Origin of the sequence: Pseudonocardia sp. T1-2H, assembly GCF_038039215.1 — a bacterium.
In the GTDB taxonomy this organism is placed as follows: Bacteria; Actinomycetota; Actinomycetes; order Mycobacteriales; family Pseudonocardiaceae; genus Pseudonocardia.
The window spans coordinates 131,005-154,225 of the sequence record NZ_JBBPCL010000003.1; the positions used below are offsets into that span (position 1 = coordinate 131,005).

20 protein-coding genes and 2 pseudogenes are annotated in these 23,221 nt (G+C 70.4%); 13 read left to right on the forward strand and 9 right to left on the reverse strand.

Annotated features, from left to right (window positions below; all coding sequences use genetic code 11):
- Positions 1–34: 34 nt before the first annotated feature.
- The 4 genes from WBK50_RS34250 to WBK50_RS34265 form a co-directional block, all read right to left on the reverse strand.
- Complete coding sequence (locus tag WBK50_RS34250; protein ID WP_341339900.1) at positions 35–1,108, reverse strand: TOMM precursor leader peptide-binding protein; 1,074 nt, start codon at positions 1,106–1,108, stop codon at positions 35–37.
- A 48-nt stretch (positions 1,109–1,156) separates the two neighbouring features.
- On the reverse strand, positions 1,157–1,648 hold the full coding sequence (locus WBK50_RS34255; protein WP_341339901.1) for a hypothetical protein: 492 nt from the start codon (positions 1,646–1,648) through the stop codon (positions 1,157–1,159).
- Positions 1,649–2,011: 363 nt separating this feature from the next.
- A complete protein-coding gene (locus WBK50_RS34260) occupies positions 2,012–2,356 on the reverse strand; it encodes a transposase (protein ID WP_341339902.1) in 345 nt (114 codons plus the stop codon).
- 619 nt (positions 2,357–2,975) lie between these two features.
- Positions 2,976–3,314 (reverse strand): transposase domain-containing protein, encoded by a 339-nt coding sequence (locus WBK50_RS34265; RefSeq protein WP_341340011.1) that lies wholly within the window; start codon positions 3,312–3,314, stop codon positions 2,976–2,978.
- 253 nt (positions 3,315–3,567) lie between these two features.
- On the opposite strand from WBK50_RS34265, the gene WBK50_RS34270 reads away from it, so the two are divergent.
- Both WBK50_RS34270 and WBK50_RS34275 read left to right on the forward strand, forming a co-directional pair.
- Positions 3,568–4,287: a class I SAM-dependent methyltransferase gene (locus tag WBK50_RS34270; RefSeq protein ID WP_341339903.1), complete on the forward strand. Its 720-nt coding sequence runs from the start codon at positions 3,568–3,570 to the stop codon at positions 4,285–4,287.
- A gap of 503 nt (positions 4,288–4,790) precedes the next feature.
- Positions 4,791–5,297, forward strand: a pseudogene (locus WBK50_RS34275) (transposase family protein); the annotation flags it as partial.
- Here WBK50_RS34275 and WBK50_RS34280 read toward each other — a convergent pair.
- Positions 5,232–6,418 (reverse strand): annotated as a pseudogene (locus tag WBK50_RS34280) (transposase). The pseudogenes WBK50_RS34275 and WBK50_RS34280 overlap by 66 nt on opposite strands.
- Positions 6,419–6,492: 74 nt before the next feature.
- Here WBK50_RS34280 and WBK50_RS34285 point away from each other — a divergent pair.
- On the forward strand, positions 6,493–7,140 hold the full coding sequence (locus WBK50_RS34285; RefSeq protein ID WP_341339904.1) for a hypothetical protein: 648 nt from the start codon (positions 6,493–6,495) through the stop codon (positions 7,138–7,140).
- Positions 7,141–7,256: 116 nt separating this feature from the next.
- Here WBK50_RS34285 and WBK50_RS34290 read toward each other — a convergent pair whose 3' ends face one another.
- From WBK50_RS34290 to WBK50_RS34305, 4 genes are all read right to left on the reverse strand, one after another.
- Positions 7,257–8,156: an MsnO8 family LLM class oxidoreductase gene (locus WBK50_RS34290; RefSeq protein ID WP_341339905.1), complete on the reverse strand. Its 900-nt coding sequence runs from the start codon at positions 8,154–8,156 to the stop codon at positions 7,257–7,259.
- Positions 8,134–9,354 (reverse strand): MAB_1171c family putative transporter, encoded by a 1,221-nt coding sequence (locus WBK50_RS34295; RefSeq protein ID WP_341339906.1) that lies wholly within the window; start codon positions 9,352–9,354, stop codon positions 8,134–8,136. Before WBK50_RS34295 ends, WBK50_RS34290 begins: the two co-directional genes overlap by 23 nt.
- Positions 9,351–9,872, reverse strand: coding sequence for a hypothetical protein (locus tag WBK50_RS34300; protein ID WP_341339907.1), 522 nt, complete (start codon positions 9,870–9,872; stop codon positions 9,351–9,353). The genes WBK50_RS34295 and WBK50_RS34300 overlap by 4 nt, the downstream gene beginning before the upstream one ends.
- A gap of 138 nt (positions 9,873–10,010) precedes the next feature.
- Entirely contained in the window at positions 10,011–10,532 is a 522-nt protein-coding gene (locus WBK50_RS34305; RefSeq protein WP_341339908.1) for a hypothetical protein, read from the reverse strand.
- Between the two features lie 784 nt (positions 10,533–11,316).
- Here WBK50_RS34305 and WBK50_RS34310 point away from each other — a divergent pair.
- The 10 genes from WBK50_RS34310 to WBK50_RS34355 all read left to right on the forward strand — a co-directional run bounded on the left by WBK50_RS34310 (position 11,317) and on the right by WBK50_RS34355 (position 23,153).
- Complete coding sequence (locus tag WBK50_RS34310; protein ID WP_341339909.1) at positions 11,317–11,985, forward strand: hypothetical protein; 669 nt, start codon at positions 11,317–11,319, stop codon at positions 11,983–11,985.
- Between the two features lie 326 nt (positions 11,986–12,311).
- Complete coding sequence (locus tag WBK50_RS34315; RefSeq protein WP_341339910.1) at positions 12,312–13,316, forward strand: MinD/ParA family ATP-binding protein; 1,005 nt, start codon at positions 12,312–12,314, stop codon at positions 13,314–13,316.
- Positions 13,317–13,700: 384 nt separating this feature from the next.
- Positions 13,701–14,462 carry a glycoside hydrolase family 16 protein gene (locus tag WBK50_RS34320; protein WP_341339911.1) on the forward strand — a complete coding sequence of 254 codons (762 nt, stop codon included), beginning with the start codon at positions 13,701–13,703 and terminating at the stop codon, positions 14,460–14,462.
- 51 nt (positions 14,463–14,513) lie between these two features.
- Positions 14,514–16,292, forward strand: coding sequence for a transglycosylase family protein (locus tag WBK50_RS34325; protein WP_341339912.1), 1,779 nt, complete (start codon positions 14,514–14,516; stop codon positions 16,290–16,292).
- The gene (locus tag WBK50_RS34330; RefSeq protein WP_341339913.1) at positions 16,289–17,347 is read left to right on the forward strand and encodes a hypothetical protein; all 1,059 of its coding nucleotides are present in this window, start codon (positions 16,289–16,291) and stop codon (positions 17,345–17,347) included. Before WBK50_RS34325 ends, WBK50_RS34330 begins: the two co-directional genes overlap by 4 nt.
- 11 nt (positions 17,348–17,358) lie before the next feature.
- Positions 17,359–17,673 (forward strand): hypothetical protein, encoded by a 315-nt coding sequence (locus tag WBK50_RS34335; RefSeq protein WP_341339914.1) that lies wholly within the window; start codon positions 17,359–17,361, stop codon positions 17,671–17,673.
- An 87-nt stretch (positions 17,674–17,760) separates the two neighbouring features.
- Positions 17,761–18,537: a hypothetical protein gene (locus WBK50_RS34340; protein WP_341339915.1), complete on the forward strand. Its 777-nt coding sequence runs from the start codon at positions 17,761–17,763 to the stop codon at positions 18,535–18,537.
- Between the two features lie 41 nt (positions 18,538–18,578).
- A complete protein-coding gene (locus tag WBK50_RS34345; protein WP_341339916.1) occupies positions 18,579–20,069 on the forward strand; it encodes a hypothetical protein in 1,491 nt (496 codons plus the stop codon).
- A 4-nt stretch (positions 20,070–20,073) separates the two neighbouring features.
- Positions 20,074–21,606 (forward strand): SCO6880 family protein, encoded by a 1,533-nt coding sequence (locus WBK50_RS34350; protein ID WP_341339917.1) that lies wholly within the window; start codon positions 20,074–20,076, stop codon positions 21,604–21,606.
- The gene (locus tag WBK50_RS34355; RefSeq protein WP_341339918.1) at positions 21,606–23,153 is read left to right on the forward strand and encodes an ATP-binding protein; all 1,548 of its coding nucleotides are present in this window, start codon (positions 21,606–21,608) and stop codon (positions 23,151–23,153) included. Before WBK50_RS34350 ends, WBK50_RS34355 begins: the two co-directional genes overlap by 1 nt.
- Positions 23,154–23,221: the final 68 nt, after the last annotated feature.

Below are 23,221 nucleotides of genomic sequence, written 5' to 3' on the forward strand. Positions count from 1 at the left end.
GGCTCACGAACCACGGTCGCCCGCTGCGCGCTCCTCATCCGTGCGGTCCGTGCGTCCCCGGCAGGAGCACGTTGCAGAACAGCTCCGTCGTCGAACGCCTCTCGGCGGTGCCGCAGACGGGGCACCGCGGAAGTTTTAGGACCGGCCGGGCCGTCAGCTGCGGGGCAAGCAGGTCGACCTCGACGAGGGTGCCGATGGTGCGGGGGCTCGCCCACTCCCCGAGGAACCGCGACACCTCAAGCGCGGCGAGGTTGCCGAGCACGGCCGGCAGCGCCGGGTGGAACGCCGCATTGACGCCCTGCCCCACGAACGCCAGCTCCTCGGCGGCCCGGAACGTCTCCGGGTTGTCGACGTTGGAGTTCCGGCGGACGCGGGCGCACTCGAAGCAGGCGGTCTCGCCGGGCAGGAAGAGCGGTCCGACGTACCCGACGAGGTCTTGGAGGACGACTGGAAGGAACGCGATCCCGCGGCGGGCGCAGTAGACGTTCCAGACCCGCATGAGCTCCAGGCCGCCGAAGTCCGACGTGGCGACCAGGCAGTCCACGTCGTCGCCGACGTCGGACACGGCCGCCCACGAGGCGTACTCGACGGGCTGCGGGAGCGACGGCGTCCACTCCCGCGGCTCGACCGTCCCGCTCTCGTCGAGCAGCCGGAGGTTGCACAGGAAGGGGTAGTTGACGACCTCGACGGACTCGAACCCGGCCGCGAGGAGGTTGCCGACGAGGGTCCGTGACACCTCATTGACGCCGACGACGGTCACCCGGGCCTTGGCTGCCCGTTCCGCGGCGTCTGCGGCGGCAGGTCCGGCCGACCAGTAGAACAGGTCGAGCGGCGTCTCAACGTGACCGTCACCGTCCGCCGACGCCGCGGGGACGAGCAGGCGGTGCCGGTCGAGCTCCTCGAGCAGCCGACGGACGTTCGGGTCGTCGCCGTCGTCCGGGGGCAGTCCGCGCGCCATCCGGTCCAGCACACGCAGGGTGAGCCCGTAGGCGCCCGCGCCGGCCACCCGCAGCTCCATCCGCCCGCGCTTGATGATCACGCCGTCCGTCACAGGGACGAGCTGGAGAGGCAGGACCGCCGCGCGGCCCGGCCGCAGCTCACTGGACATAGAATCGCTTTCCGGACCGGGCACCACAGACGGGACCACGGGCGCCGGTCACGCCGCGCGAATCATGGGCTCCGGGACGGCCGCCGCCGTGCAGCAACAGCACGGGGTGCAGCAGCAGCAAGCGTCGCCGTCGCTCTCGACCGTCTGCAGCCCACTGACGTCGAAGCTCTGGTGGAAGGCCTCTTCGACGGTCTTGAGGTCGTCGAAGGTGATGTTGAGCTCCGCCATCTTCGCTTTGCCACCCGGCTCCTGGAGCGCGAGCAGGTCCGCCTTTGTCAGCTTCATCGCCGCAGGCGACAAGAGCTTCGCCTGGTCCGGCGACAGCATCTTGAAAATCGGCGTGTCGAGCGGGAGCGGGCCGCTGTGCCCGCCGGCCGTCGGCCCCTCCACTTCAGCCGTGGCGTCCAGGGCGTGCCGCAACGCCTGCAACGCCAGCAACGGATGCGCCAGCACCGCATCGCGCAGACTCTGCAGGCTCAGCTCGGGAGCCGCTGGTGGGGCGCTCGTGTCGACAACGAGAATTCGGAACTCGATTGCCATGTGGGCCCCCTCAGGCACGGACTACGCGACATTGCCCACGAGTGTCCCGACGCCCATAAAGTATGTCAACGGTCACATTCTGATCTGGAGAACGTTTTGTCAAGGGCGCAGGGTGAAACGGTGTCCGCGGCCGTCGCCGGGGACACCGCTTCGTTGACCTGGGTGAGGTAAGTGGTGACGAGCGTGTCGGCTATCGACGCGTCGTCAGTCTGATATACGCGGGTTGGTTACCGCAGGACGGTCTGTTCGGCTCGAGCAGGTCCGCTTGTCTAACACCGAGCGTGACCGGCACCCACCCGGGGCGGCGGTTGCTCATAGGACTTTCGCGGATTCGCTCACAGGCGTTGCCGTCACCTCTGCTGCTCATCCAGGACATCTGCCGTTGATCGTGGAGTCGACCGAGACGTCCCAGCGGATCAACCCGCCGGCGTCGGCCCAGGCTAGCAGCGTCGACCACACCAGCGCCCATACCTTCTGGCGCTGCCAGCGCCGGAACAGCCCATAGATCGACTGCCAGTGCTCGTAGCGTTCCGGCACGTCGCGCCACGGCGCACCCACCCGGGTACGCCAGCGGATGCCGTCGATGAGGGTGCGCCGGGGCCACTTGCGGGGGCGGCCGCTGCCGGTCGGGGCCAGGAGCAGCGATTCCAGGATCCGCCACTGCCGGTCCGTCAGGTCCTTACGTGCTCCGATCGATCGGCTGCTCAACGAGGTCTCCGGGCGGGCGGTCTTCTTGGTCGTTGATCACTTACCGGAGACCTCGCCCATGCCCGAGCACCGACACGCTCCCGCCGGCGTCCCGGAGACTTCTTAAACAGCGCCTAGTCCCAATGCCGATCACTTAGGTTGATCTTGCTGGTCGCGGTTGGCGTCCGGACTTGGACGGTGGGGCGATCGTGACTGCGGAGTGCGGTGGCCAGCTATAGCGGTGTCGTTGTTGATGGTGGGGCCTCTTGGCGGCGAAGTTGCTCATTTTCCGCTTGATCACCCGGGGGTAGGAGCGGTCGCGCCGTGGCGGATTGATCTCGGCTGCGACCTTCTGGACAAGGCGCTGGTAGTGATTGTCATTGCAGGTAAGGGGGGAAAGAACCCGGAATCCAGACTCTGGATCGGATGATTCGGACGGCGTTCTTGTGGGATATGCGGTCCGGGTCCAGGCCTGCGTGGCGGATAGGCGGCCTTTCCCTCACCCCGACCTGACCCGGGGCGCCCAAACTCGCGATCGTTTTCCTCGGAGTCGGGCACCGTGAGGTGGTCCCATCGAACGTAGTAAGGCGCCAGTTCCGATACCACACGCCACAGGTTTCCTTGTCCGCCGCGGGTCGAATCACTGCCCGGGCGATTGTTTCCATGGCTCGGATCCCAGCCTGCGACGAGCCTTGACGATCGCAGCGAGCGCCGGCACTCGGCACTCCGCCGTCGGGCGACCGAACGCTCCCATGAGGATCTTCAACATCGACCGATAGGACTCCTGCGGAAACAGACACAACGCCAACACGAAATAGAACACAAGGCGGGTGGGCAGCGCCCGAATCCGCTGTTCCCTGCGCCAGTACTGGTCGATCACCCGATCAAGCAAATCGACCGGAAACGCCTGAGCCAGCACACCGACCGCGGTCCACTGCGCAAAGCGACCGCCTGGCTCCGCGCCCCCCTCAAAATCCACAAAGGTCAAGCTACAGCACCCCTGGCCTCCCTAAGTGATCGGCATTGGGCCTAGCCCCGACGGGCGCGACGAAGATGTGATTGTGCTTGACGGTGCGGGCGTTGGCGTTGGCGGGAACGGCGCGGAGGTCTACCTCGTGCGTCGTCACGACCGCCGAGGGCGCGAGCGGTGTACGGGCCATGCCTCAACGTAGGCCCCCCGATCACCCGAGATGAAGCCGCGCGGCCACCCGGATCTGCCAGTATCGGCCGCCATGGGGCGCAGATCCGCATCGCCGTCGCGGCCAGGCCGGTTCCGGTACGGCGTCGAGGCGCCGTACGCGCTGGGCGGCCTGGCGGCGGCGGGGCTCGTGTTCCTGGCGGCGGCCGGCTGGTGGCGGTCGCCCGCGCTGGCGGTGGCCGCGGTCGTGCTGTTCGTCCAGGCCGGGTTCTTCCTGCACAGCACCGTCCGTGGCAAGCACCGGGTGTGGGAACGCGAGGTGGACCGGCTGAACCTGGACGGGCCTGAGCGCCTGTTGGACCTGGGCTGCGGACGGGGTGCGGTCCTGATTATCGCCGCCCGGCGGCTGCCCTGGGGCCTCGCGGTCGGCGTCGACCTGTGGCGCACTCGCGACCAGAGCGGCAACGCCTCGGGGGTCACACTGGCCAACGCCGCCGCGGCGGGGGTGGCGGACCGGGTCGGACTGTGCACCGTGGACATGACCGCCCTGCCGTTCGCCGACGGCACCTTCGACGTCGTGACCAGCGCACTCGCGGTGCACAACATCCCCACCGCCGACGGCCGCGCCAGGGCGCTCGACGAGGCGGTCCGGGTGCTCCGCCCGGGCGGACGGCTGCTGCTGGCGGACTTCCGGCACACCGAGGAGTACCGGCGACACCTCGGCCCGGCGGCGGACGTGCGCTCGCTGGGACCCTGCTACTGGTACGGCGGGCCCTGGGCCGCCACCAGAATGGTCACCCTGGCCAAGCCGTGAACCAGCGGATCTGCGAGGGCAGGACGACGACATGCACCCCTCGTGTTCGCAGTTTCGCTGCTGCTGGTCCCGGTCGGGCGGTCGTCGTGACACGCCGGTGACGGGTGGTTCGTGGGTCTTGGAATGTGAAGAGGAAAGCATCGACGGTCCTTCCACCGTCCTCGTAAGATGATCCGTCGATGCCTCCCGGCCCCACCCCACAGTGCTCGCTGGCCGGGCTCCTTGCCGTCTTCCGGTAGCACTCTGAACTGGATCTGGATCTGGCCCACATTTCGTGATCATCTCGACCCCGGCGGTCCGGTCAGCGCGCAAGTAGGACTCGCTTGCGGAGCAGGCTGAAGCCGGCCCTGCCGTACATCTGCCGCTTGATCCGGTTCACTGAGCTCTTTCCAACCTGGTGGAGAGCGGGCTCGTCAGACTGCGGCGTGGCGTCACCGGAATGAGTGAAGCTCCTGGTAGACGGGCGAGTGACTAGATCAACTCGTCCTGATCAGGAGCTTCGGGTGCCTTCCTACCCTGCGGGGTTGTCCGTGTCCAACCACGCCCTCATCACCCTCGCCGACGCGCTGCGCCAGCGCCGCTCCTCGGTCGGGACCAGGTGGCGGCGGCTCTCGGTCGGTCAGCAGGCGATGCTCGTGCTCGCGCACCTGCGCAAGGGCGAGACCTATGCCGATCTCGGCGCCGGGTACGGCATCGGCACGACCACGGTGTTCCGCTACGTCCGGGAGGCGATCGAGGTCCTCGCCGCGCTCGCCCCGACCCTGCAGACGGCGATGGCGACCACCGTCTGCACAGCGTTCGTGATCCTCGACGGCACCCTGCTCCGCATCGACCGGGTCGGTATGGGCTCGGGCCGAGACCGGCCCTACTACTCCGGCAAACACAAGTGCCACGGGATGAACGTGCAGGTCATCTCCGACCCGGCAGGGCGCCTGGTGTGGGCCTCACCCGCGCTGCCCGATCTGTTTGAACAGCCGGAAGGTGTGCTCGAGATCGAAGCGGCGCAGGAATGACTGCCAGCCGCGGTCGATGTCCGTGGCCGAGGCGCCGGTGGCCGAAGACCACAGCCAGACCGGCTTCGGGTCGCGGTCACCGGGTAGGTGCTCGACGTGGAGCCGGATGAGGGTCCCCTCGATGACGGGCAGGTCGCCGTCGTGGTCGGCCCAGCAGCCGCGGTGGGTCAACCGCGGATGGAGCCGGTCCCAGCTGGTCGCGGTCGCCGTGCCGTAGCGGCTGGTCTCGGTGGTCGTGGTGTGCGCCGGCCTGGGCCAGGTGGCGGGCTTGCTCAGGGCGAACTCCGGCCCGTGCCTGGGCGGGCGACCGGTGGTTGCGGGGAGCCGGGGTGGCTTTGGTCCTCGCAGGACTCGGTCGGAGCGGATCCGGCCGAGCAGCTCGACGGGCAGGTCGGCCAGGACGAACGCCAGCCGGGTGATGTCGTAGCCGGCGTCGGCGACGATCAGAATCGGCGGATCACCTGTGCGCCAGTGCCCCGCCGTGATCAGCCGCTCGACCACGACGCGGAGCTGGTCGGCGGTCAGCGCGGTGGCGTCGTCGGTCGGTCCGAGGCGGACCGCGTCCAACAGCGCGGTCCACGAGGTGCGTCCGGGCTCCAGCGCGGCGACGAAGGGGTGCGGCCAGCCCGGGACCAGCTGGGCCTGGCCTTTCCCGCGGCCGTAGACGTGGCAGAACAGCCGGTCCGCGCTGGTCGGGGCGTCGGAGCGCAGCCACGGGCTGACATCGACCGCGAGCATGATCCGCCCTCGGTGGAGCTGGGCAGCGGGAGTGAGACCAACGATCGGCGCAGCCGCTGCGGTTCCACCCTGCCCTGGCCGAGCGCGTCGTACATCGCGCCGTGCCCGCGCCGATGCTCGGCCACCAGGGTCAGATCGACCAGCGAGCGGACCGGCCCGTCGGCGCACAGCACCGCGTCGGTCAGCTCGAACAATGCGTCCGCCCGCGCGGTCAAGCACTCGTAGAACTCCACCCGGAACCGAGCAAGCTCACTGCGTCGGGCCGGGTCCTCATCCTGGTCTCGCGCCGATGCCTGCGCCACACGGGCCATCGCGGCCCCCGCCTTGGTCTTCGAGCTCTGCGAGAGGAACCCGAAGATGCCAAGCGGTGGCCGTGCCATGTCCGGTCGACACGCCGGAAGCGAGGAAGAAAAGCCCAGCTCCGAGCGGCACAGGTTAAACGACAAGCTAAGGATTGTCGGTGACCGGCGCTAGGCTTCTGACCAGGATGAATACCAGGCGGGTGGTCGTTCCCGACCTCGGTGACGCGGTCATCGAGGTCGTCAGCGACCTCACGGAGATGCTCATCGCGCTCGTCGACGAAACGCTGGAAAGTGAGCTGCCGTCGGTGCTTGCCGATGGCTTCGGGCTCGAGGCCCTGGACCGGATCTGGTGGGTCCTCAAGCCGACTCAGGAGCGCACGGCCCCGCGGCTGTTCGCCCCTGAGTGGCGAGCGGAGTATCTCCGGCTTTCCGTGGTCGAACTCGACGCCGCGGATCTCGCGACCATGGGTGAGGCGATCCGAGCGCTGGGTGCTGGACTGCTGACCGCAGATCCGCAGATCACCGGAGCGCTTGTGGACTTCGCGGACGCCGCTCCTCCTGCTGCGGTCGCTGGCACGACGCCGGCCGACATCATCGCCTCCTTCGCGAGGCTGCACGGGTTGCTCGATCTCGCCTGGACCGACGACGCCGAACGCCTCGCCGAGCAGCTCAACAAGGCCGGCGCCGCCGAGGAGCTCGTCCTGGACTCCCCTACCGCAGCCGCATACCTGAGGCTGGCCGCGCGCTTCGGCGCGATGTGGGGACCGCACCCCGACCTCGAAAGGTCAGACGAGCGATGACGACAGGGGGCTTGCCTAGGTCGCAAGCTGACCACAAATCTCGTATGAATGGCATCGGTCAGCGTGACTGTGTACCGGTGTCGTGATAGCAAGCTCTTGGCAGCCGGTCTCGAGGGCTAGTTCCCGTAGCCTGCCCAACACTGTTTGCTGCGATCCAATGATGTACCCGTCGAGCATCCGCCGGATGATCGCGTGGTCTTCCTCTGTGAAGCGATGGGCGTTCGCCTTCTCCGGTGGAGGCAGTAGTACATGCTCCCCCTACTGCGTTTGAGGAGCCGCAGCTTGATGGACGCAGCCAACCAGTGGGCCTGTTCGTCGGCATCCGCCGCGATGACCGGCACGCTGACCATGACCTTCGGTTCTGCCTGACCGGTCGTTGGCGCTTGGAAGGACTGACGGTAGGCCTGTACGGCACCAAGGCCGGCCGGGTTGAGGTGCCCGGCGAAGGCGTAGGGCAGGCCAAGCGCGCCGGCGAGGTGGGCGCTGAACTCCGTCGACCCCAGCAGCCACACCGACGGCCGGTTGCCGACTGCGGGAACGGCCGCCGGCCGGCCCGCCTGATCGGGGTCGAAGCAGGAGAGGAGCTCACGGATCTGCTCTTCGAAAGGAATGGCCGTCCGCGCCGCTTCGCTTCTGATCCGGTCGAACACCTGGCGCCGCCCTCCGAGCGCTCGGCCGACACCTAGGTCGATACGCCCGGGGTGAAACACCTCGAGGGTGCCAAACTGCTCAGCCAGCAGCAGCGGAGGGTGATTCGGGAGGAGCACGCCGCCGGAGCCGACTCGGATTCGCTGCGTCGATGATGCAATCCGGCCGATGATGACGCTCGTGGCCGAGCTTGCGACACCTCTCATCCCGTGGTGCTCGGCGACCCAGTAGCGCTGATAGCCGAGTCGGTCTGCGCGTTGGGCCAGATCGAGGGTATTCCGCAGTGCCTCGGCGGCACTTGAGCCTTCGACGATAGGCGACGTATCGAGCACGGAGACCGGCACGCTAGTTGGTGGCTGCGACTCCATCGCACCCCACCCTTCGGTCACCGGAGCGTGTCCTGTCGAGTTCGTGACCGACCTCAGCCATCCAGCGTGCCCTGTCGCGCCAACCGGCGAAATCCGGCTCAATCTTCGGGTACGGCGGAAGCGCAGTCTCCCGTTCTCCCCCGGCCCAACGGACGCGGCGAGCCTCAGCGCGGGCCCGCAAGGCATGGTCAATTGTGACCGCGGCTTGGCGGGGATCCGACACCCCTGCTGGGTCTGCATGGTCTGGTGGGTAGTAAGGGGCCAGGTGAGCTAGCCCGTCGGTGATCTCGCTGATCAGCAGTTCAAATCGGGCATGGACGCTCGTCCGGCGACGCTGCAGGGCGTCGGGCGGGTGGGGAAGAACGATGTAGGGGAACTCGTCGGTCAGACGCTGCCACAGGGGCTGCAGCTGGCGTGTGTACCGGCGTTTCCGCACACCATCGAGGCTGTCTCTGGCCCGGGGCACCAACGCAGCCAGTGGCGCGGCCGCAAGGCCGGCGGCCAGGATGATCTGTCCTCCGAGTCTCCCTATGTTGTACAGATCTTTGAGAAGGGGCCACTTCGAACCGGGGTAAACAATGTAAAGAAGCTGACGGAGAAGTGAGATCGCGTCGACGCCTATCTCCATGGCAGCTGTTCCGAGAACGACTAACGTAACAGCCGTACGCGCCCATGGATGCACCAAGCGGCGCAGATAACGTAGCGCCCTGATTGTGCCCAGAATCCAGATCGCGAAGGTGTATCCAGATGAGCTGAGATAGAAAACAATGTTTTGCCAGGTCCTGTAGTCCTCCGGAAGTCTCGGAGTATGCCAGGTCCCCGGCGGTGCTGTCATCGCAACGACTAGCATCACCGCCATCGCAGCCGCCAGGCCGGCGAACTCGTGAACCGTCCGCCGCCGTGTTTCACCAAGAGTCTTCTGCGTGGGACCAACGAGGAAGAAGAACACAGCATAGCTGCAGATCATGAGCGAGAATGTGATGTTGCTGAAGTAGATTGGATCCAGCGCTTCGTGGAGTGGTTCGAAGAAATCGAAGGGGAGGCCGAGAGTCAGGACAAAAGCGATACTGCTGACTCCCGTAACGAGCACTTGGAGCGGCAGGTCCTTGGGGTTGCGGACGAGCTGGCGCCATTGCCACACCGCGACTGCGACGAGTACGCCGGCGGTCAGGATTTCAAAGATCAGCTTGACGTTCATGTCCAGTCCGTAGCTCTTAGACCGAAGGCTGCGGCGATGCCGTGTTCAGGATGGTCTGAGGGGAGCAAGAGACTGTCCGGACGAGCTCGCCGGCGGGAGAGCTGAGCCAGGATCCGCCCCCCGGCTTCCGCTTCCCACTCCTGCCAACCCGAGTACAAGCTGCCGGTCAGCTCCGGGCTGGCGTCGTCTTCTTCAGCTGGGGCACCGCAGGTCAATGCCGCCTGGCCCGACAGGTGGTCACGGACGAGATGGATCACCTCGTGGTAGATCACCGTCGCTTGCTGTGCGATCGGAGCAGAGCGCTCGTACAGAATCCTGTCGCGTTGCTCCTGCACGACCAGATGGCCGATGGAAGTGGTTGCTCCGAGATCGGCAGCTTGGAGCTTGATCGCCCGGCCTCGACGCCGAGCCAGCCGATCGCAGAGGTCTTGAGGGCTGAACGGCGGCCGAAGAGCGAGGTCGGCGAGAAGCTCGAGACAAAAGGCCTCGAGGTGGGATCGACTGAGTTGGCGAGCCACGCGGAGATCCCCTCCACCAGCTGATGGCCTGAGCCAGACCAGACCGAGTCCCCACCTGCACGTCTTGATCATGATACGTGTCGATCCACCGCGCCGAGAGCCGCGGTAACCCATCGACGTACACGATCATGACCAGAGTCACTGGTCGTCATCATCGAGGAGGGCACGTGCCAACGCCCGCATCATCGAGGCACGTTCCCGCCTATCGACGCCTTCGCCTGCGACCCCCCGGTGGGCGGTCTTCGTAACTCCCGAGGTCCGGAGTGCTCGTTGCAGCTCCAACGCGGCTTGTCGCTCGTCCTCCTGAGCCTTCTGGTCAGCTTCGAGCTTGGACTCCAGGTGAGAGGCTCGCTTATCGAGCTCACGCTCGACCTCCTCTGCGACCTCGGGATCGACGAAGTAGCCAACTCTGATGTCGAAGAACCAGGCCAAGGCCTCCAGGGTTTTCATCGTGGGGTTGCGCTTGACACCCCTGCGCAACTCGCTGAGGTGTGACTCGGAGAGTTCACGCCCGTCAGCCCGGCAAGCGGCCACGACCTCGTTGTTGCGCCAGCGCCGCGCGGGAGCATGTGGTGGTCGGTGGACTTCGAATAGTCGCTCCAGACGCGTGGCCAACGTCTGTGGTGCGCCGCTGGCGCGATCCTGGTTCTGCACGAGCACCCCCGGTCAATGACCACCTACCTGGATAACGCTGCAGCGTAGCTGACCGTGAACTACGACACCGAGAACTTCGCTCAGATGTGTCCGTGTCGCGCTCGCGAGCCGAAGCGCCCGAACGACTTACTCCTGCTGAACTCGGTCGCCGTGTGTAGCGATGTCGGCGCGGATACGTCGCCATCTCGTCCTAGCCCCCGTCCGAGTTAACCCAGGTAGACCAAGCCGCCGTAGCAGAAGGCCCTCCACCGTAGCGAAAGACGCCGTCACGCCCCGCCGCTTGGCGGCGCGGTGGGAAGCGTCCCCTAGACACACGGGACATCTCAGCGTAGAAAATCTTCGTCAGTGTCACCTTCTGGATCGCTACGGCGGACGTCTGCGTCACGCGAAGAAGCATCCAGATTCGCAGGGCGATCGTCGCTGGCTCACCGACACACCGGGGAGGAGGGCTGGCGTGGGGACGTTCATCCGGCGGGCTTCTCGTGATCAACCCGCGCCCGGGTGGCGGATTGCTCCTGGCTACAGCGATCCGCCGCCTACGAACTTCGAGCCCGCGGCGGGGCGATCGCAGTTGTTCCTGCCACGCGCAGGCTCACCAGCGAGCGATCTGGTCTCGCCGGAAGCCGCTCAGGACGACGGTCCAGAAACCCCGTCAGGCCTGCCCCAGCAGACGGGGACGCCTGTGCTCCTTACCCACCCGGCCTCCTTCTCCGCCGCTGTGGGCTCGCCGGCTGTCGAGCTGACGCCACTCCACGCCGGCGTACGGCTCACGGCCGCTGAGGGAGCGCAGTTGTGGATTCCCGAGCCCGGCGGGAACACGCGACCACAGCCCATCGCGCCGACGACCGAACGGCTCACCCCGCGCGCGGCCCAGGCCGCAGATCGTCCAGCGGACCGCGGCGTCCGGCCTCAGACAGCGGGACCGCCCCCGCATTCCTCGCCGGCATGGCAGATCGAACGGGCCCTGTCGGCGTGGGAACCGATCGGAGTGGCGGAAGCGGCCGCATTCGCGGCCCGGTTCGCGGCGGATTACATGTCCTGGGACGAGGACGACCCCACACGACGTGCCGAGGTATTACGCGAGTACCTCGGCGATCCCAGGGACGCCACCCTGGGCTGGTCCGGGACGGGCAGACAGCGCGCCGATGTGGTCCTGCCAGGCCGCACCCTGCGCACCCGCGACGACCGCTTGGTCGTCGAGGTGACGGTGCGCGTGACCACGTACGAGCGCGCCTGCCCGTCCCCGGCCCCCGCCGACCCCCCGGCCGAGGGCCGCGAGCGCCCGCTGGGGAACGAGCCACTTCCGGCCAATGCGGTCGGACGTTCCAGCGCCCCGGATCCGTACTCACCGCGTTGGCGCGTGGTCTCGACGCATTGGGCCCGTCTGGCGCCCCCGATCTCCCGCGATCAGACCGGCCGGCTGGTCGTCGACATCCCCCCAGCCCCTAACCCCGAGTGAGGTTGACGATGCAGCCCGACCGCAGTGCTTCCTGGGCAGAGGACCCCGCGCTCGCGCCGTGGAGTCTTCCGCCGCGCGCCCCGTCCCCCACGTCGGCCACCGATCCGTCGCCGCGCCCGCCGCAGCACAACCCTGCCCCGGCAGCACCCCGGCTGCCGGATCCCGGTGCGCAGGACCGGCAGCCCACGGCCGCGGCGCCACCCCCGGCGGCGTCCTCGTCCTCACACGCCGCCCCGACGCCCGCTGTGCTGCCTGGTCCCTGGCGCCTCGGGCCGCCAACCACTGACGACGTCGACGAGGTCGGTCCGTCCCGCCCGGCAGCTGCGGTGAGTCCGGGACCACGGGCGGAGGGCACCGCGGATTCGCTGTCCTACCAGCAGCTGGTGCGCACCCGCCGGGATCGCCCCCGGGAGGGCTGGCGAGGGGCGGTCTACACCCTGAGCCGGGGCCGGATGAACCCTGGGCTGTCCCCGACCGAGGCGGATCGCCGGCAGAAGATCGCCCGGATCCAGACCCAGCTCGCGGGCTGGCACACCATCACCGTCGCCTCGATGAAGGGCGGGGTCGGCAAGACCACCGTGTCGGCGCTGCTCGGGCTGGTGCTGGCCGAGTACCGCGGGGACCGGGTCGTCGCCCTGGACGCCAACCCCGACGCCGGCACCCTCGCCGATCGTGTGTTGGGCCAGCCGGTCCCGTACACCGTCCGAGATCTGATCAACAACCTGGACACGATCGAATCGCTGACCGACATCGCCCGCTACACCAGCCTGGCCGGGCGGCTGCAGGTGTTGGCGTCCGAGCAGGACCCGCGGATGAGCGAGTCGTTCAACAGGCAGGAGTACGAGCAGGTCACCGACGTCCTCAAACGCTTCTACAACATCATCATCACCGACTCGGGGACCGGGCTGATCCACTCGGCGATGGCCGGGGCGTTGGAGGCCACCCGCAGCCTGGTGCTCGTCGGAGCCCCGACCGTGGACGGCGGGTCCCGGGCGGCGAAGACGCTGGACTGGCTCAAGGAACACGGTTTCGAGGACCTCGTCGCCAACGCCGTGGTGGCGCTGTCGTGCGACCGGTCCTCCCCCGACATCGACCGCGCCGCCGTGGTCGACCACTTCGCCCAACGCTGCCGGGCCGTGGTCGAGATCCCCGGCGACCGGCACCTGGCCAGCGGCGGGCTCATCCAGCTCGAGCAGCTGCGGCCCGCCACCCGCGACGCCGCGATCACCCTCGGCGCCTGCGTGGCCGACCACTTCCACTACTCCCAGCACCACCGCCACCGCGGCCTGGACTCCACTCAGAGTCCGGTCGAGCGGCCCCGGCAGGACTGACATGAGCGTCGGGATGCTGGCCGCCGCGGCCGCGGCGCTCACCCTCGGTGCCGGCCTACTACCGGCTGCGGCCGCGGACGCGTCCGCGGAGTGTGCATGGCGCTTCTCAGCGGTTCGGCTCTACCAGGAGCTCGCCGGCGAGTCGAGCGACCGGGCAGTCGAGCTCCGGGCTCTGCTGGCTGACTCCGGTGTCGCCAAGACGGGGTTCGTGCCCGAGAGCTGCCGCGAGGGTGGCGGCAGGTCCACAGGTGCGGGCTCAGGATCTGGTTCCGGAGGCGGGGGCTCCGGAACCGGTGGGGGACCGGTTCCGGAGGATCGGCCGGGTCGAGCGGCGGTGGCTCGACTGGGTCGTCCTCCGGGACCGGGACTACCGCGGCGGAGACGTTGGGCTGGGGTGAGCCGAACCGGATCAACAACTTCGATGACGCCTCGGAGCTGGGCGACTGGTCGATCTATGACGGTCCGGGGCATGCCGGCAACGGGCGTCGCACGCCGGATGCGGTGGCGATCGCCGACGGTGTCCTGACCCTCACCGGTGATGAGCAGGGCAACACCGCGGGGATGGCATGGAACCCGGGGCAGAAGTACGGCCGCTGGGAGGCCCGCGTGCAGTCCCCGGCCAGCGCCGAGGCCTACCACTCGCTGTTGCTGTTGTGGCCGGACGCGGAGAACTTCCCGGTCGGCGGCGAGGTCGACTTCATGGAGATCAGCGACGCGGCCCGGCAGACGATCGAGATGTTCCTGCACTACGGCGCCGAGAACTCCCAGAAGCAAGGCGACACCGAGGTTGATGCGACGCAGTGGCACAACTGGGCCGTCGAGTGGACCCCGGATCACATCGCCGCCTACGTCGACGGCGAGCAATGGTGGGAGACCACCGACACCTCGATCCTCCCGCCGGGCCCGATGCACCTGTGCATCCAGCTCGACTACTTCCCCGACGACGGTGGCGCCGAGGGTGGCGGGCTCGAGCACGTCGACTGGGTTCGGCAGTACCCGCTCGACGCGACCTCCGGCTCAGGAGGCTCCGCCACCAGCACAGGCTCCACCGGTTCCCGCTCGCCGAGCGATTCGGCGACCGACTCCGGGTCTGCCGAGTCGGGTTCGGGCGGGTCGGGTGCGTCGGGATCGTCCTCCGATCGCTGAATGCCCCGCGTCCTGTTTCTCCCTCTCCCCTCGTTCCCAGGAGCTTCTCCCATGTCCGGAATGCGCAAGGCCGCGTTCGTCGCCGTCACCACGGCCGCGCTGACCGCGGGCCCGGCGGCGGGCGCCGCATTAGCGACACCCGTTCTCACCGACGCCCCGACCTGCACTCAGACCTCCTCCGCAGGCCAGGCTTCTGACGGCCAGGCTTCCGGCAGTGGAACGACCGGTGCGCCTCAGCTCAGCGAGGAGGGGCTCGCCCAGGCCGAGGAGCTCGTCGAGAAGACCCGCGAGCTCCTCACCACGCTCACCACCGCGGCCGGGGACCCCCGAGCCTCGGCACTGGGTGGGCAGCTGCGGGCGATGGGGGTCACCCCGGCGGTAGCCACCGGATGGCGGCAGCAGGCGCACGATCTCGCCGACACCTTGCTGACCAACCCGGACCCGAAAGCCGCCCAGCTCGCCGTCACCCTGGCCGGCTCGGGCTACTCCCCCACCCCCGCGGACCTGCGGACTCCCCCCGCCCAGGACCCCACCCCCGCCTCGACGGGCGGATCCTCCCCGGCGCCGGCGCTGGTCCCGGCCTCCCACCCCAGCACGTCCTCGGCCGGGGGAAGTGCGATGGCGGCGGTACTGCAGAACGCCCTGGACGCCGCCCTCGACGCGGACACCGGGAGCTCGCCGGCCGACACCACGTCCTCGGGGCTCCAGACCTGCGGGCAGAACAGCCCGAGCGCAGGACCGGATCCTGCCGGCGGCTCCGCAGCCGAGGGACCCGGCGCGGGGAAGGGCGAAACCCCGCAGCGTGCACCGGCCGGTCCGGCCGGGTCACCAAATTCCGCAGATGGCGCGGGGTCCGCGGGGCGCGACATCTCCAGCTCGGCACCTCGTTCGAGCGTGCACGACGCCTGGGAGCAGCAGGCCCAGGACCTGGTGGAACAGTTAGACGAGGCGCCCGCGGACCCCGATGCCGCCGCGCTGGCCGAGAAGCTCAAGGCCACGGGCCTCCTCGGCGCGGGTCCGGACGGGGCGGATGCGGGCAACGACGTCGGCACCGGTCGGCAGGACGACAACGCCGCTGCCGGGACGCACCTCGGCGGGCAGAGCAGCTCCGACCCCACCGCCTCGGCCGGGAACACAGCTGGCGCGGCCGGCTCCTCGACCGGGTCCGATGAGCCCGGCACCTCCTCCTCCGGCACCTCCTCCTCCGGCGCCTCCTCCTCTGGCACCGCCGCGGGTAGCGGTGGATGGGAGGCCGAGGCCAGCCAGCTCGTGGCCGATCTGGCCGCCGCCCCGGACGACCCGACCGCCCAGGAGCTCGCCGCCAAGCTCGCCGCGGCGGGGATCACCAGCCCGGCCGCCGACAGCGCTTCCGGCACCACCGGCGCAGAGACTGCCGACCGCAGGACGGGTGAGCCCGCGGACAGCGGCGCCAACCCCGACGAGCCCGCCGGCGCCTCTTCGTCTGGGTCCGGGTCGACGCAGGAGCAGCCCGAGGACGGCGCCCCTACGGCCGGGACGCCCTCCGACGGATCATCCTCGGCTGACGTCGCGACGGCCGAGCCTGCCTCGGAACCCGGGTCATCCCGCACCTGGGAGCAGCTTGCCCGGTGTGAGAGCGGCGGGGACTGGACGACCGCCACCGGCAACGGCTACAGCGGCGGCCTGCAGTTCGACGCGGCCACCTGGAAGGCCTACGGCGGCGATCGATACGCCTCCTCGGCGGAGCAGGCGAGCAAGGACCAGCAGATCGCCGTCGCGGAGAAGGTCCGCCGGGACCGTGGGGGCTACTCCGCGTGGCCTGCGTGCTCGAAGAGGCTGGGCTTGGCATGACCACGGTGGTGAACGGGGCCGCTCGCGGTCGGCCCGGGCCTGGGCGCGGCCCGACGGTCAACGACGTCCATCACGCCCTGGGGCGCGCTGCCCGCGATGGTGCCGGGGACCGGGAGCTCGACGACGTCGACGTGGAGGCCGCGGTGGACGCCGCGGCGGCGATGCTCGCGGGCGGGCACGCCGGCCAGGACGCGGCACGGGTGGCCGAACAGCTCGGGGCGAACACGGCCGCGATGGGCGACCTCGAGCTGCCCAGCTCGGCGCGCCGCCCGGTCGACTGGTCCGGGTTCGGTGCGCTGATCCCGGTCCTGTCCGGCTCCCCCGGCGCGGGCGCCTCGGCGCTGGCCGCGGGAATCGCCGATGCGCTGCAGCTCGCGGCACGCTGCGTGCTGCTGATCGACGCCGCGGACCCGGCCCGGTCCGGTCTGGCCGCGGCGGCCCCGGCGGAGGGCCCGTGGACCTTTCCGCTGACCGCGCAGCTGGCGATCCGGTACTCCTGGCGCGGGCAGGCGCTGCTGGCCCGGCTGGAGTCGGGCCTGCCGGTGATCACGCCGGGGATGATGCCGCCCCCGCCGCAGTGGCTGCCCGAGCTCGAGCCGCTGCACGTCACGGTCGTCGACATCGGGCATGACGGGTGGCGGGCGACGGCGAACCCGCTGGTCGGCGCGGGCGGCTGGCTACGCCGCGGATCCCCCTCGGCGCGTCCGATCCTGGTGGTGCGCCCGACCCGGCCGTCGCTGCGCCACGCCGAGCAGCTCCTCGCCCGCCTCGACCCCTGGGTCTCCGCCGGGGCGGCGATCCCGCCGTGCCAGCTCGCCGTCACCGGCGCGAAGCGGTGGCCCCGCGGGGTGGCCGGGGCCGCCGGGCGCCGGCTTCAGCCGCTGCTAGACGACGCGCTGTTCATCCCGCACGACGGCGACCTGCAGGTCGCCGGGGTCACCGACGAGCTGATGCCCGGCCGGGTCCTCGACGCCGTGGCTCCTCTCCTCGCCGACTGGGGGCTGCTTCCCCCGCCCGGCCGGGCCCGCTCCCGCTCACGAAAGGGACAGTCCTGATGTTCGCCTTGATGACCGCATCCCCCCTCGCCCACCAGGTGCTCGACCTCGCCGGGGCGGTGGTGGCGCAGCTACCGGACAACCCGAACCCGCAGGCGCCACCGGGAGCGGAGAAGGTCACCATGATCCTCGGCTACGTGAAATGGGGGGCCGGCGCGGCGATCGTGGCCGGGTTCTTCGCCGGACTGATCCTCTTCGCCGGGGGCCGCATCGCCGATCACCACCGGTTCGGCCGGATGGGCACGATCACGATGTTCGCCTCGGTCGGGTCCGCGTTCCTCTACGCCATCGGCTACTCGATGCTGTCCACCTTCGCCGGGGGCTGAGCCGACCATGGCGCGGATCCTGCTCGACAGCCCTCCCCGGGCCCGGAGGGCGAGCCCGGCGCGGACACCGGGCCTCGCCGGCGCGCGATGCTGGTGCTCGGCGGCATCGCCGCCCTGATCATCGTGCTGCTCATCGGTCTGGTCGCGTACCTGCTCGGCCTCGGCCGCGACCCCTCCGCTCCCCCGCCGGTGCCGGCCCCCGGCGTGTCGACGCCGCCCAGCGCGCTGGACGGCGGGGGCTGGGACATCGCCGCGGAAACCGAGCTCGCGACCCGGGCGATGCCGCAGTTCCCGGAGACGGCGACCATGCCGCACCCGCTGAGCACCGATTCCGCGGGCCCCCCGATCGTCCTGCCACCGCCCGGGGCGACGCAGGGCCGTTGGGTGCCCGGCGGCTTCCCCGCGACCGCGGAGGGCGCCGCGGCGCAGCAGGCCGCGCTCATGGTCGCCGGCCTCTCCGGTGGGGACCCGCAGACCTACGCCAGCGCCTACGCCTCGATCGCATTGCCCGGCGCCCCCGCACCGGACACCACGGCGATGTTCACCGGCCTGCAGACCTTCCGCTCCCACGCCGGGGCCCCGGCCACCGGCGCGATGGCGAGACTGCAGGTCAGCTGGACGCCGACCTCGGCGCTGATCAAGGGCACCACCGACGGTGGCCGCTACGCGGTGGTGTGTGTGCTCGGTGAGATGACCGCGGCCGGCAGCGGGCAGATCGCCTCGGCCGGGATCGGGGACTGCCAGGCGCTGCGCTACGTCGACGGCGAGTGGCGGATCGCGCCGGGCGCCCCGGCGGCGAAGGGCCCGAGCGCATGGCCGGGGACCGCGGAGGCCGTCGCCGCCGGATACCGGGACCTCGGCTGATGGGAGTTTTCGGGGACGTCGCAGGCTCCTTCGCTGCCTCGATGATCGACAAGATCATGAAGGCGATCTGGGCGGCCGCGCTGTGGCTGCTGCGCACCGCGTTCGAGCTGGTCGACTCGCTTCTCCGGTTCGGCGACGGATCCGGTGTGGCCACCGCGGAGGGGAAGATCCCGACCGACTCGCCGCTGTTCGGGATCTGGCCCACGCTGAGGTGGATCTCCCTGGTGGTGGCGCTCGGGCTGTTCTTCTGGCAGCTCACCACCACGGTGTTGCGCGGCGGGCACGGGTTCTGGCGCGCGGTGTCCGGCCCGGTCGCCTACGCGCTCGCGACCGCGATCACCATCGGTGCGGTCGCGACGCTGCTCGGCGCGGCGGAAGGCCTGACCACGCTGCTGCTGAACGAAGGGCTCAAGGCGGACAGTTTCCGCTCGGTCCTGGACTCGCAGAAGCTCGGCGGGAGCTTCGTCGACAACCCCGATCTGGGCGCCACGGTCGATGAGACCGCCCGGTCGGTGGTGCTCGGGCTGGTCGCGCTGTTCGGGGTCATCCCGGCCGCGTTGGGTTTCCTGCTGCAGATGGTGTTCCGCCAGGCGGTGATCCTGGTACTGATCGCGACTGTCCCGATCACTGCGGCCGGGCTGATGACCAACACCACGGCCGCGTGGTTCTGGAAGTCGCTGCGCTGGATCATGGCCGCGGTCCTGATGAAGCCGGCGCTCGCGCTGGTGCTGGTCATCGGGGTCAACATGCTGGCCGCGCCGACCGGGCTTGGCGGGCTCATGGTCGGCACCGGGGTCTTGCTGGTTGCGCTGTTCTGCCCGATGGCGCTCTACCGACTGCTCGCGTTCGTCGAACCGGGCACCGCGTCCGGGGCGACCGCACGCTCCGCGCTGTCGCTGGGTTCTTCGTCCAGCCGTGGCGCTGGCGCGGGCGGCAGCAGTGGCGGCGGCGCCGAGGAGACCAACACCGCCCGGTTCGATGCCGCCTCCGGAGGCGGCGGCGGCGGTGGCGGAGGCGGTGGGGGCGCTGCGGCGGGCGGCAGTGGGGCCGGTGGCTCCGGCGCGGCCGGTGGCGGGGCCGCCGCCGGTGGCGCGCTCGCGGGCGGGGTGGCCGCCGTGGGTGCGGCCGTGGGAGCTGCGGCGAGTTTCTCCAGCGGCTACGCGAACTCCCAAATGGACGCCAGCGGGATCGGCGCCGGCTACGGCGGTGGCGGCGGGCGTAGCTCCGGGTCCTCGGGTTTGGGGCAGTCCGCCTCGCCGGGCGGCGGATCCGGTGGCGGCGACGGCGGCGCGGCCGCGCTGCCCGGGGATCGGATCAGTCCCCGCTCGGCGGGGGTGACGGCGGGGGTGGTTCGGGTTCCCCTGCCCCGGCCCCGTCGGAAACAGATCATGCCGGCGGCGGGACGGCCGCCCCGTACAACGAGACACCCCCGCCAGATCAGGCCGACTCCCACGTCTCTGCCCAGGCGCCTTCTCCGGGCGGCGGTGGTGGGTCCGGCGGTACGGCGGCCGGCGGAGCGAGTGAGGCGGTGATCCCGTGAACGCGGCGAACCAGGCGACCGGTCCGCGTATCTATCGGGGGCTCAACACCCGTGAACGCGCCGGGTGGGTGCTCGGGTTGACCCCGTTGCAGGCGGCGGCCTGTCTCGGGCTGGCCGCGCCGGTGCTGCTGGCGATGTCGGTCGGCCGCTGGTCGCAGGCGTTCACCCTGCTGTTGACCGACGGGTTGGCGATTGCGCTGGTGGTGGTCCCGGTGCGGGGCCGCTCCGCGCTGCGCTGGCTCGGTGACCTCCTCCTCTTCCAGCTCGGAGTGCTGATGCGCTGGTCTGTCTGGCAGTCCAAGGCCGCGGCCGGTGTGCCCGGCCCCGCCCACGAACCCGACCTGCCCGGTGTCCTGGCCCGGGTCGGGTTCCCCGACGGCCCGCCGTTCCGCGACCAGGGCCGGGTCTGCCTGATCCACGACACCGCCGATGCCCGCTGGGGCGCCACCGCCCGGCTGACCCACACCGGGGTCGGGATGCTGTCCGACGCCGAGTGCGAACGCCTCGCCGCCCGGCTGGGGAACCTGCTCATCGCGATCGGGCACCGCGACGTCGTCGACCGGATGTCGCTGCTGGTCCGCACCGTCCCCGACGACGGCACCGAGTACGACGTCTGGCGGGCCGCGCACGAGCACCCCGGCGCCCCGCATCTGGCCCGCGCCGCGACCGACGAGCTCGACCACACCATCGGTTCGGTCTCGGTGCGCACCGAGCTGTTCGTGACGGTGTCCGGGACCGAGGCCGCGCTGCGCCGCCCCGCGCAGGCCGCCGGGGGCGGTGTCGCCGGGCGCGCGTATGCGCTCTACCGGGTGCTTGACGGCATCGACGACCAGCTCAAGGCCCTGGGCGTGCGGACGGTGTCCTGGCTGACCTCCGCCGCGCTGGCCGAGGCCATCCGCACCGGGTTCAACCCCGCCGCCGCGGCCGGGCTCACCTCCGCCCACCTCACCCACCCGGACCCGGATGGGGAGTCCGGGCTCCCGATGGCCGCCGCCGGCCCGACCCTGGCCCCGACCCCGGCCGCCCGGGCCTATCACCACGACGGGTTCTCCTCGGTCGCCTACAGCGTGCTGATGCCCGAGGCCGGAACGGTGTTCGGCTCCCTGGGCCCGCTGCTCGCGGTCCGCACCGCCGGGGAGCGGCGCACGGTCGCGATCCACTACGAGGTCATGTCGCAGCGCGCGGCGAACCGCGCGGTGCAGGCCGGGCGGTTCCGCAACAACGTCATGACCGACTACAAGGCGACGAAGGGGTTCAACACCACCGCGGCCGACGAACGCAAGGCCGGCGGCGCCCGGGCCCAGGAGTCCGCGGTGGCCGCCGGGCACTCGATGGTCCGGTTCACCGTGGCCGCCTCGGTCACCGTCCCGGCCGGCTGGAACCTCGAGGACCACGCCGCGAGGCTGGAGAACGACGCCTCGGGCCGGTTCCGGCTGCTGCGCCTGGAACTCGCCCAGGACGCCGCGTTCGTCTCCGCCGCCCTGCCGGTCGGGATCGGGCTGCCCCGCCTGAGAGGAGCGCTGGACTGATGGGCTCGCTCACCTCCCACCGCCGCGGACGGCGGACCAACGGACACCGCTCGGCCGGGGAGCTGCTCACCACGTTCGGCGCTGCCCCGGCCCCCGCCGCGGCTCCGGCTCCGGGCGAGCACGGCGGCGAACCCGACGGGCGGATCAACCGGCCGCTGGCCCCACGCCGCGGGCACGGTGACCCGGGGCGGGGATGGGCGCCGGTCGAGGCCGCTGCCCGGGTTCCGGTCTACCAGGCCGCGACCTCGGAGATCGGCGGGGTGTTCCCGCTGCTCGCCGCGAACGGGGTGCCCGCGGTCGGGGCCCGCATGGGCTACGACACCCTCTCCGGCGGCGCGTTCTACTGCCACCCCATCGAATGGCTGCTGCGCGGCATCGCGACCAACCCCAACATCGTCATCTTCGGCGAACCCGGCCGCGGCAAGTCCTCCACGGTGGTGGCGTTCGTGCTGCGGATGATGCTGTTCGGGATCAAGACCCTCATCTCCGGCGACGTCAAGGGCGAGTACACCCCGCTGCTGCGCGCGCTCGGGATCACCCCGATCGCGCTCGGCCGGGGCAGCCCGGCCCGGCTCAACGCCTTGGACCTGGGCCCGCTCGCGTCCAAGTGGGACGGATGGTCGGTCTCGCGGCAGCGCGAGGAGCTCTCCGGGGTGCTCGGTCGCTGGACCAAGCTGCTCGCCGCGCTCGCCGAGACCCAGGGCTACTCCCCCACGGTCACCGACGAGCTCGTGCTCGCCACCGTGCTGCGCCGCCTGGTCGGGGCCGGGGACGGCTACACCCGGCTGCGCCCGGTGACCATCCCCGACGTCGCCCGCGAGCTCGCCGACCCCGACGAGGCGCTGTGGCGTGACGCCCGCTTCGCCGGGCGCCGGGAGTTCCTCGACCACACCCGCCTGATCACCGACGCCCTGCACAACCTGATCGTCGGCCCGCTGGCCGGGCTGTTCGACGAGCCCACCAACTTCACCCTCGACTTCGACGCCCCGATCCAGTCGATGGACCTGTCGCTGCTGCGCTCGCGGGGGGATCAGGCGATCGCCGTCGCGCTGACCTGCCTCGGCTCCTGGTCCTCGATGATCACCGACCTGCAGGACGACGGCGACATTCGCATCGTCGTGCGCGACGAGGTGTGGCGGCAGATGCGCCTGGGGCTGCGCGCGGTGCACGCCGTGGACTCCGACCTGCGCCTGTCCCGGGCCGAACGCAAGATCCAGCTGCTGGTCATGCACAAGCCCTCGGACCTGCTCTCGGTCGGCGCGGTCGGCTCCCAGGAGGTCTCGATCGCCAAGGACCTCCTCGCGCTGTGCTCCACCCGGATCCTGCTCGGACAGTCCACCCGGGTCGCCGACGAGCTGGCCACCGAGCTCGCGCTCACCGAGCGCGAGCAGGAGGTCGCCGGCGGGTGGGCGATGGAACGCCGCGGCCGCGCCCTGTGGAAGATCGAGAACAACCCCGGCTACAAGGTCCAGACCGTGCTCTCGGGCACCGAGATGCGGATCTTCGACACCAACGCCCAGCTGCGCGCCCACCCCGGCCCCGCCTGAACCGGGCGAAGGGACAGCGCAGGTGAAATCACGCAGGCTCCTCGGCGGTTCCGCGCTTATGGTCGTCG

What these genes read in the sequence shown, in the direction of transcription:
- WBK50_RS34335 (WP_341339914.1), top strand. Translation starts at nt 17,359, where the DNA reads ATGACCGCATCCCCCCTCGCCCACCAGGTGCTCGACCTCGCCGGGGCG.
- WBK50_RS34255 (WP_341339901.1), bottom strand. Translation starts at nt 1,648, where the DNA reads ATGGCAATCGAGTTCCGAATTCTCGTTGTCGACACGAGCGCCCCACCA.
- WBK50_RS34345 (WP_341339916.1), top strand. Translation starts at nt 18,579, where the DNA reads ATGATCGACAAGATCATGAAGGCGATCTGGGCGGCCGCGCTGTGGCTG.
- WBK50_RS34295 (WP_341339906.1), bottom strand. Translation starts at nt 9,354, where the DNA reads ATGAACGTCAAGCTGATCTTTGAAATCCTGACCGCCGGCGTACTCGTC.
- WBK50_RS34325 (WP_341339912.1), top strand. Translation starts at nt 14,514, where the DNA reads ATGTCCGGAATGCGCAAGGCCGCGTTCGTCGCCGTCACCACGGCCGCG.
- WBK50_RS34355 (WP_341339918.1), top strand. Translation starts at nt 21,606, where the DNA reads ATGGGCTCGCTCACCTCCCACCGCCGCGGACGGCGGACCAACGGACAC.
- WBK50_RS34340 (WP_341339915.1), top strand. Translation starts at nt 17,761, where the DNA reads ATGCTGGTGCTCGGCGGCATCGCCGCCCTGATCATCGTGCTGCTCATC.
- WBK50_RS34270 (WP_341339903.1), top strand. Translation starts at nt 3,568, where the DNA reads ATGGGGCGCAGATCCGCATCGCCGTCGCGGCCAGGCCGGTTCCGGTAC.
- WBK50_RS34330 (WP_341339913.1), top strand. Translation starts at nt 16,289, where the DNA reads ATGACCACGGTGGTGAACGGGGCCGCTCGCGGTCGGCCCGGGCCTGGG.
- WBK50_RS34250 (WP_341339900.1), bottom strand. Translation starts at nt 1,108, where the DNA reads ATGTCCAGTGAGCTGCGGCCGGGCCGCGCGGCGGTCCTGCCTCTCCAG.
- WBK50_RS34290 (WP_341339905.1), bottom strand. Translation starts at nt 8,156, where the DNA reads ATGGAGTCGCAGCCACCAACTAGCGTGCCGGTCTCCGTGCTCGATACG.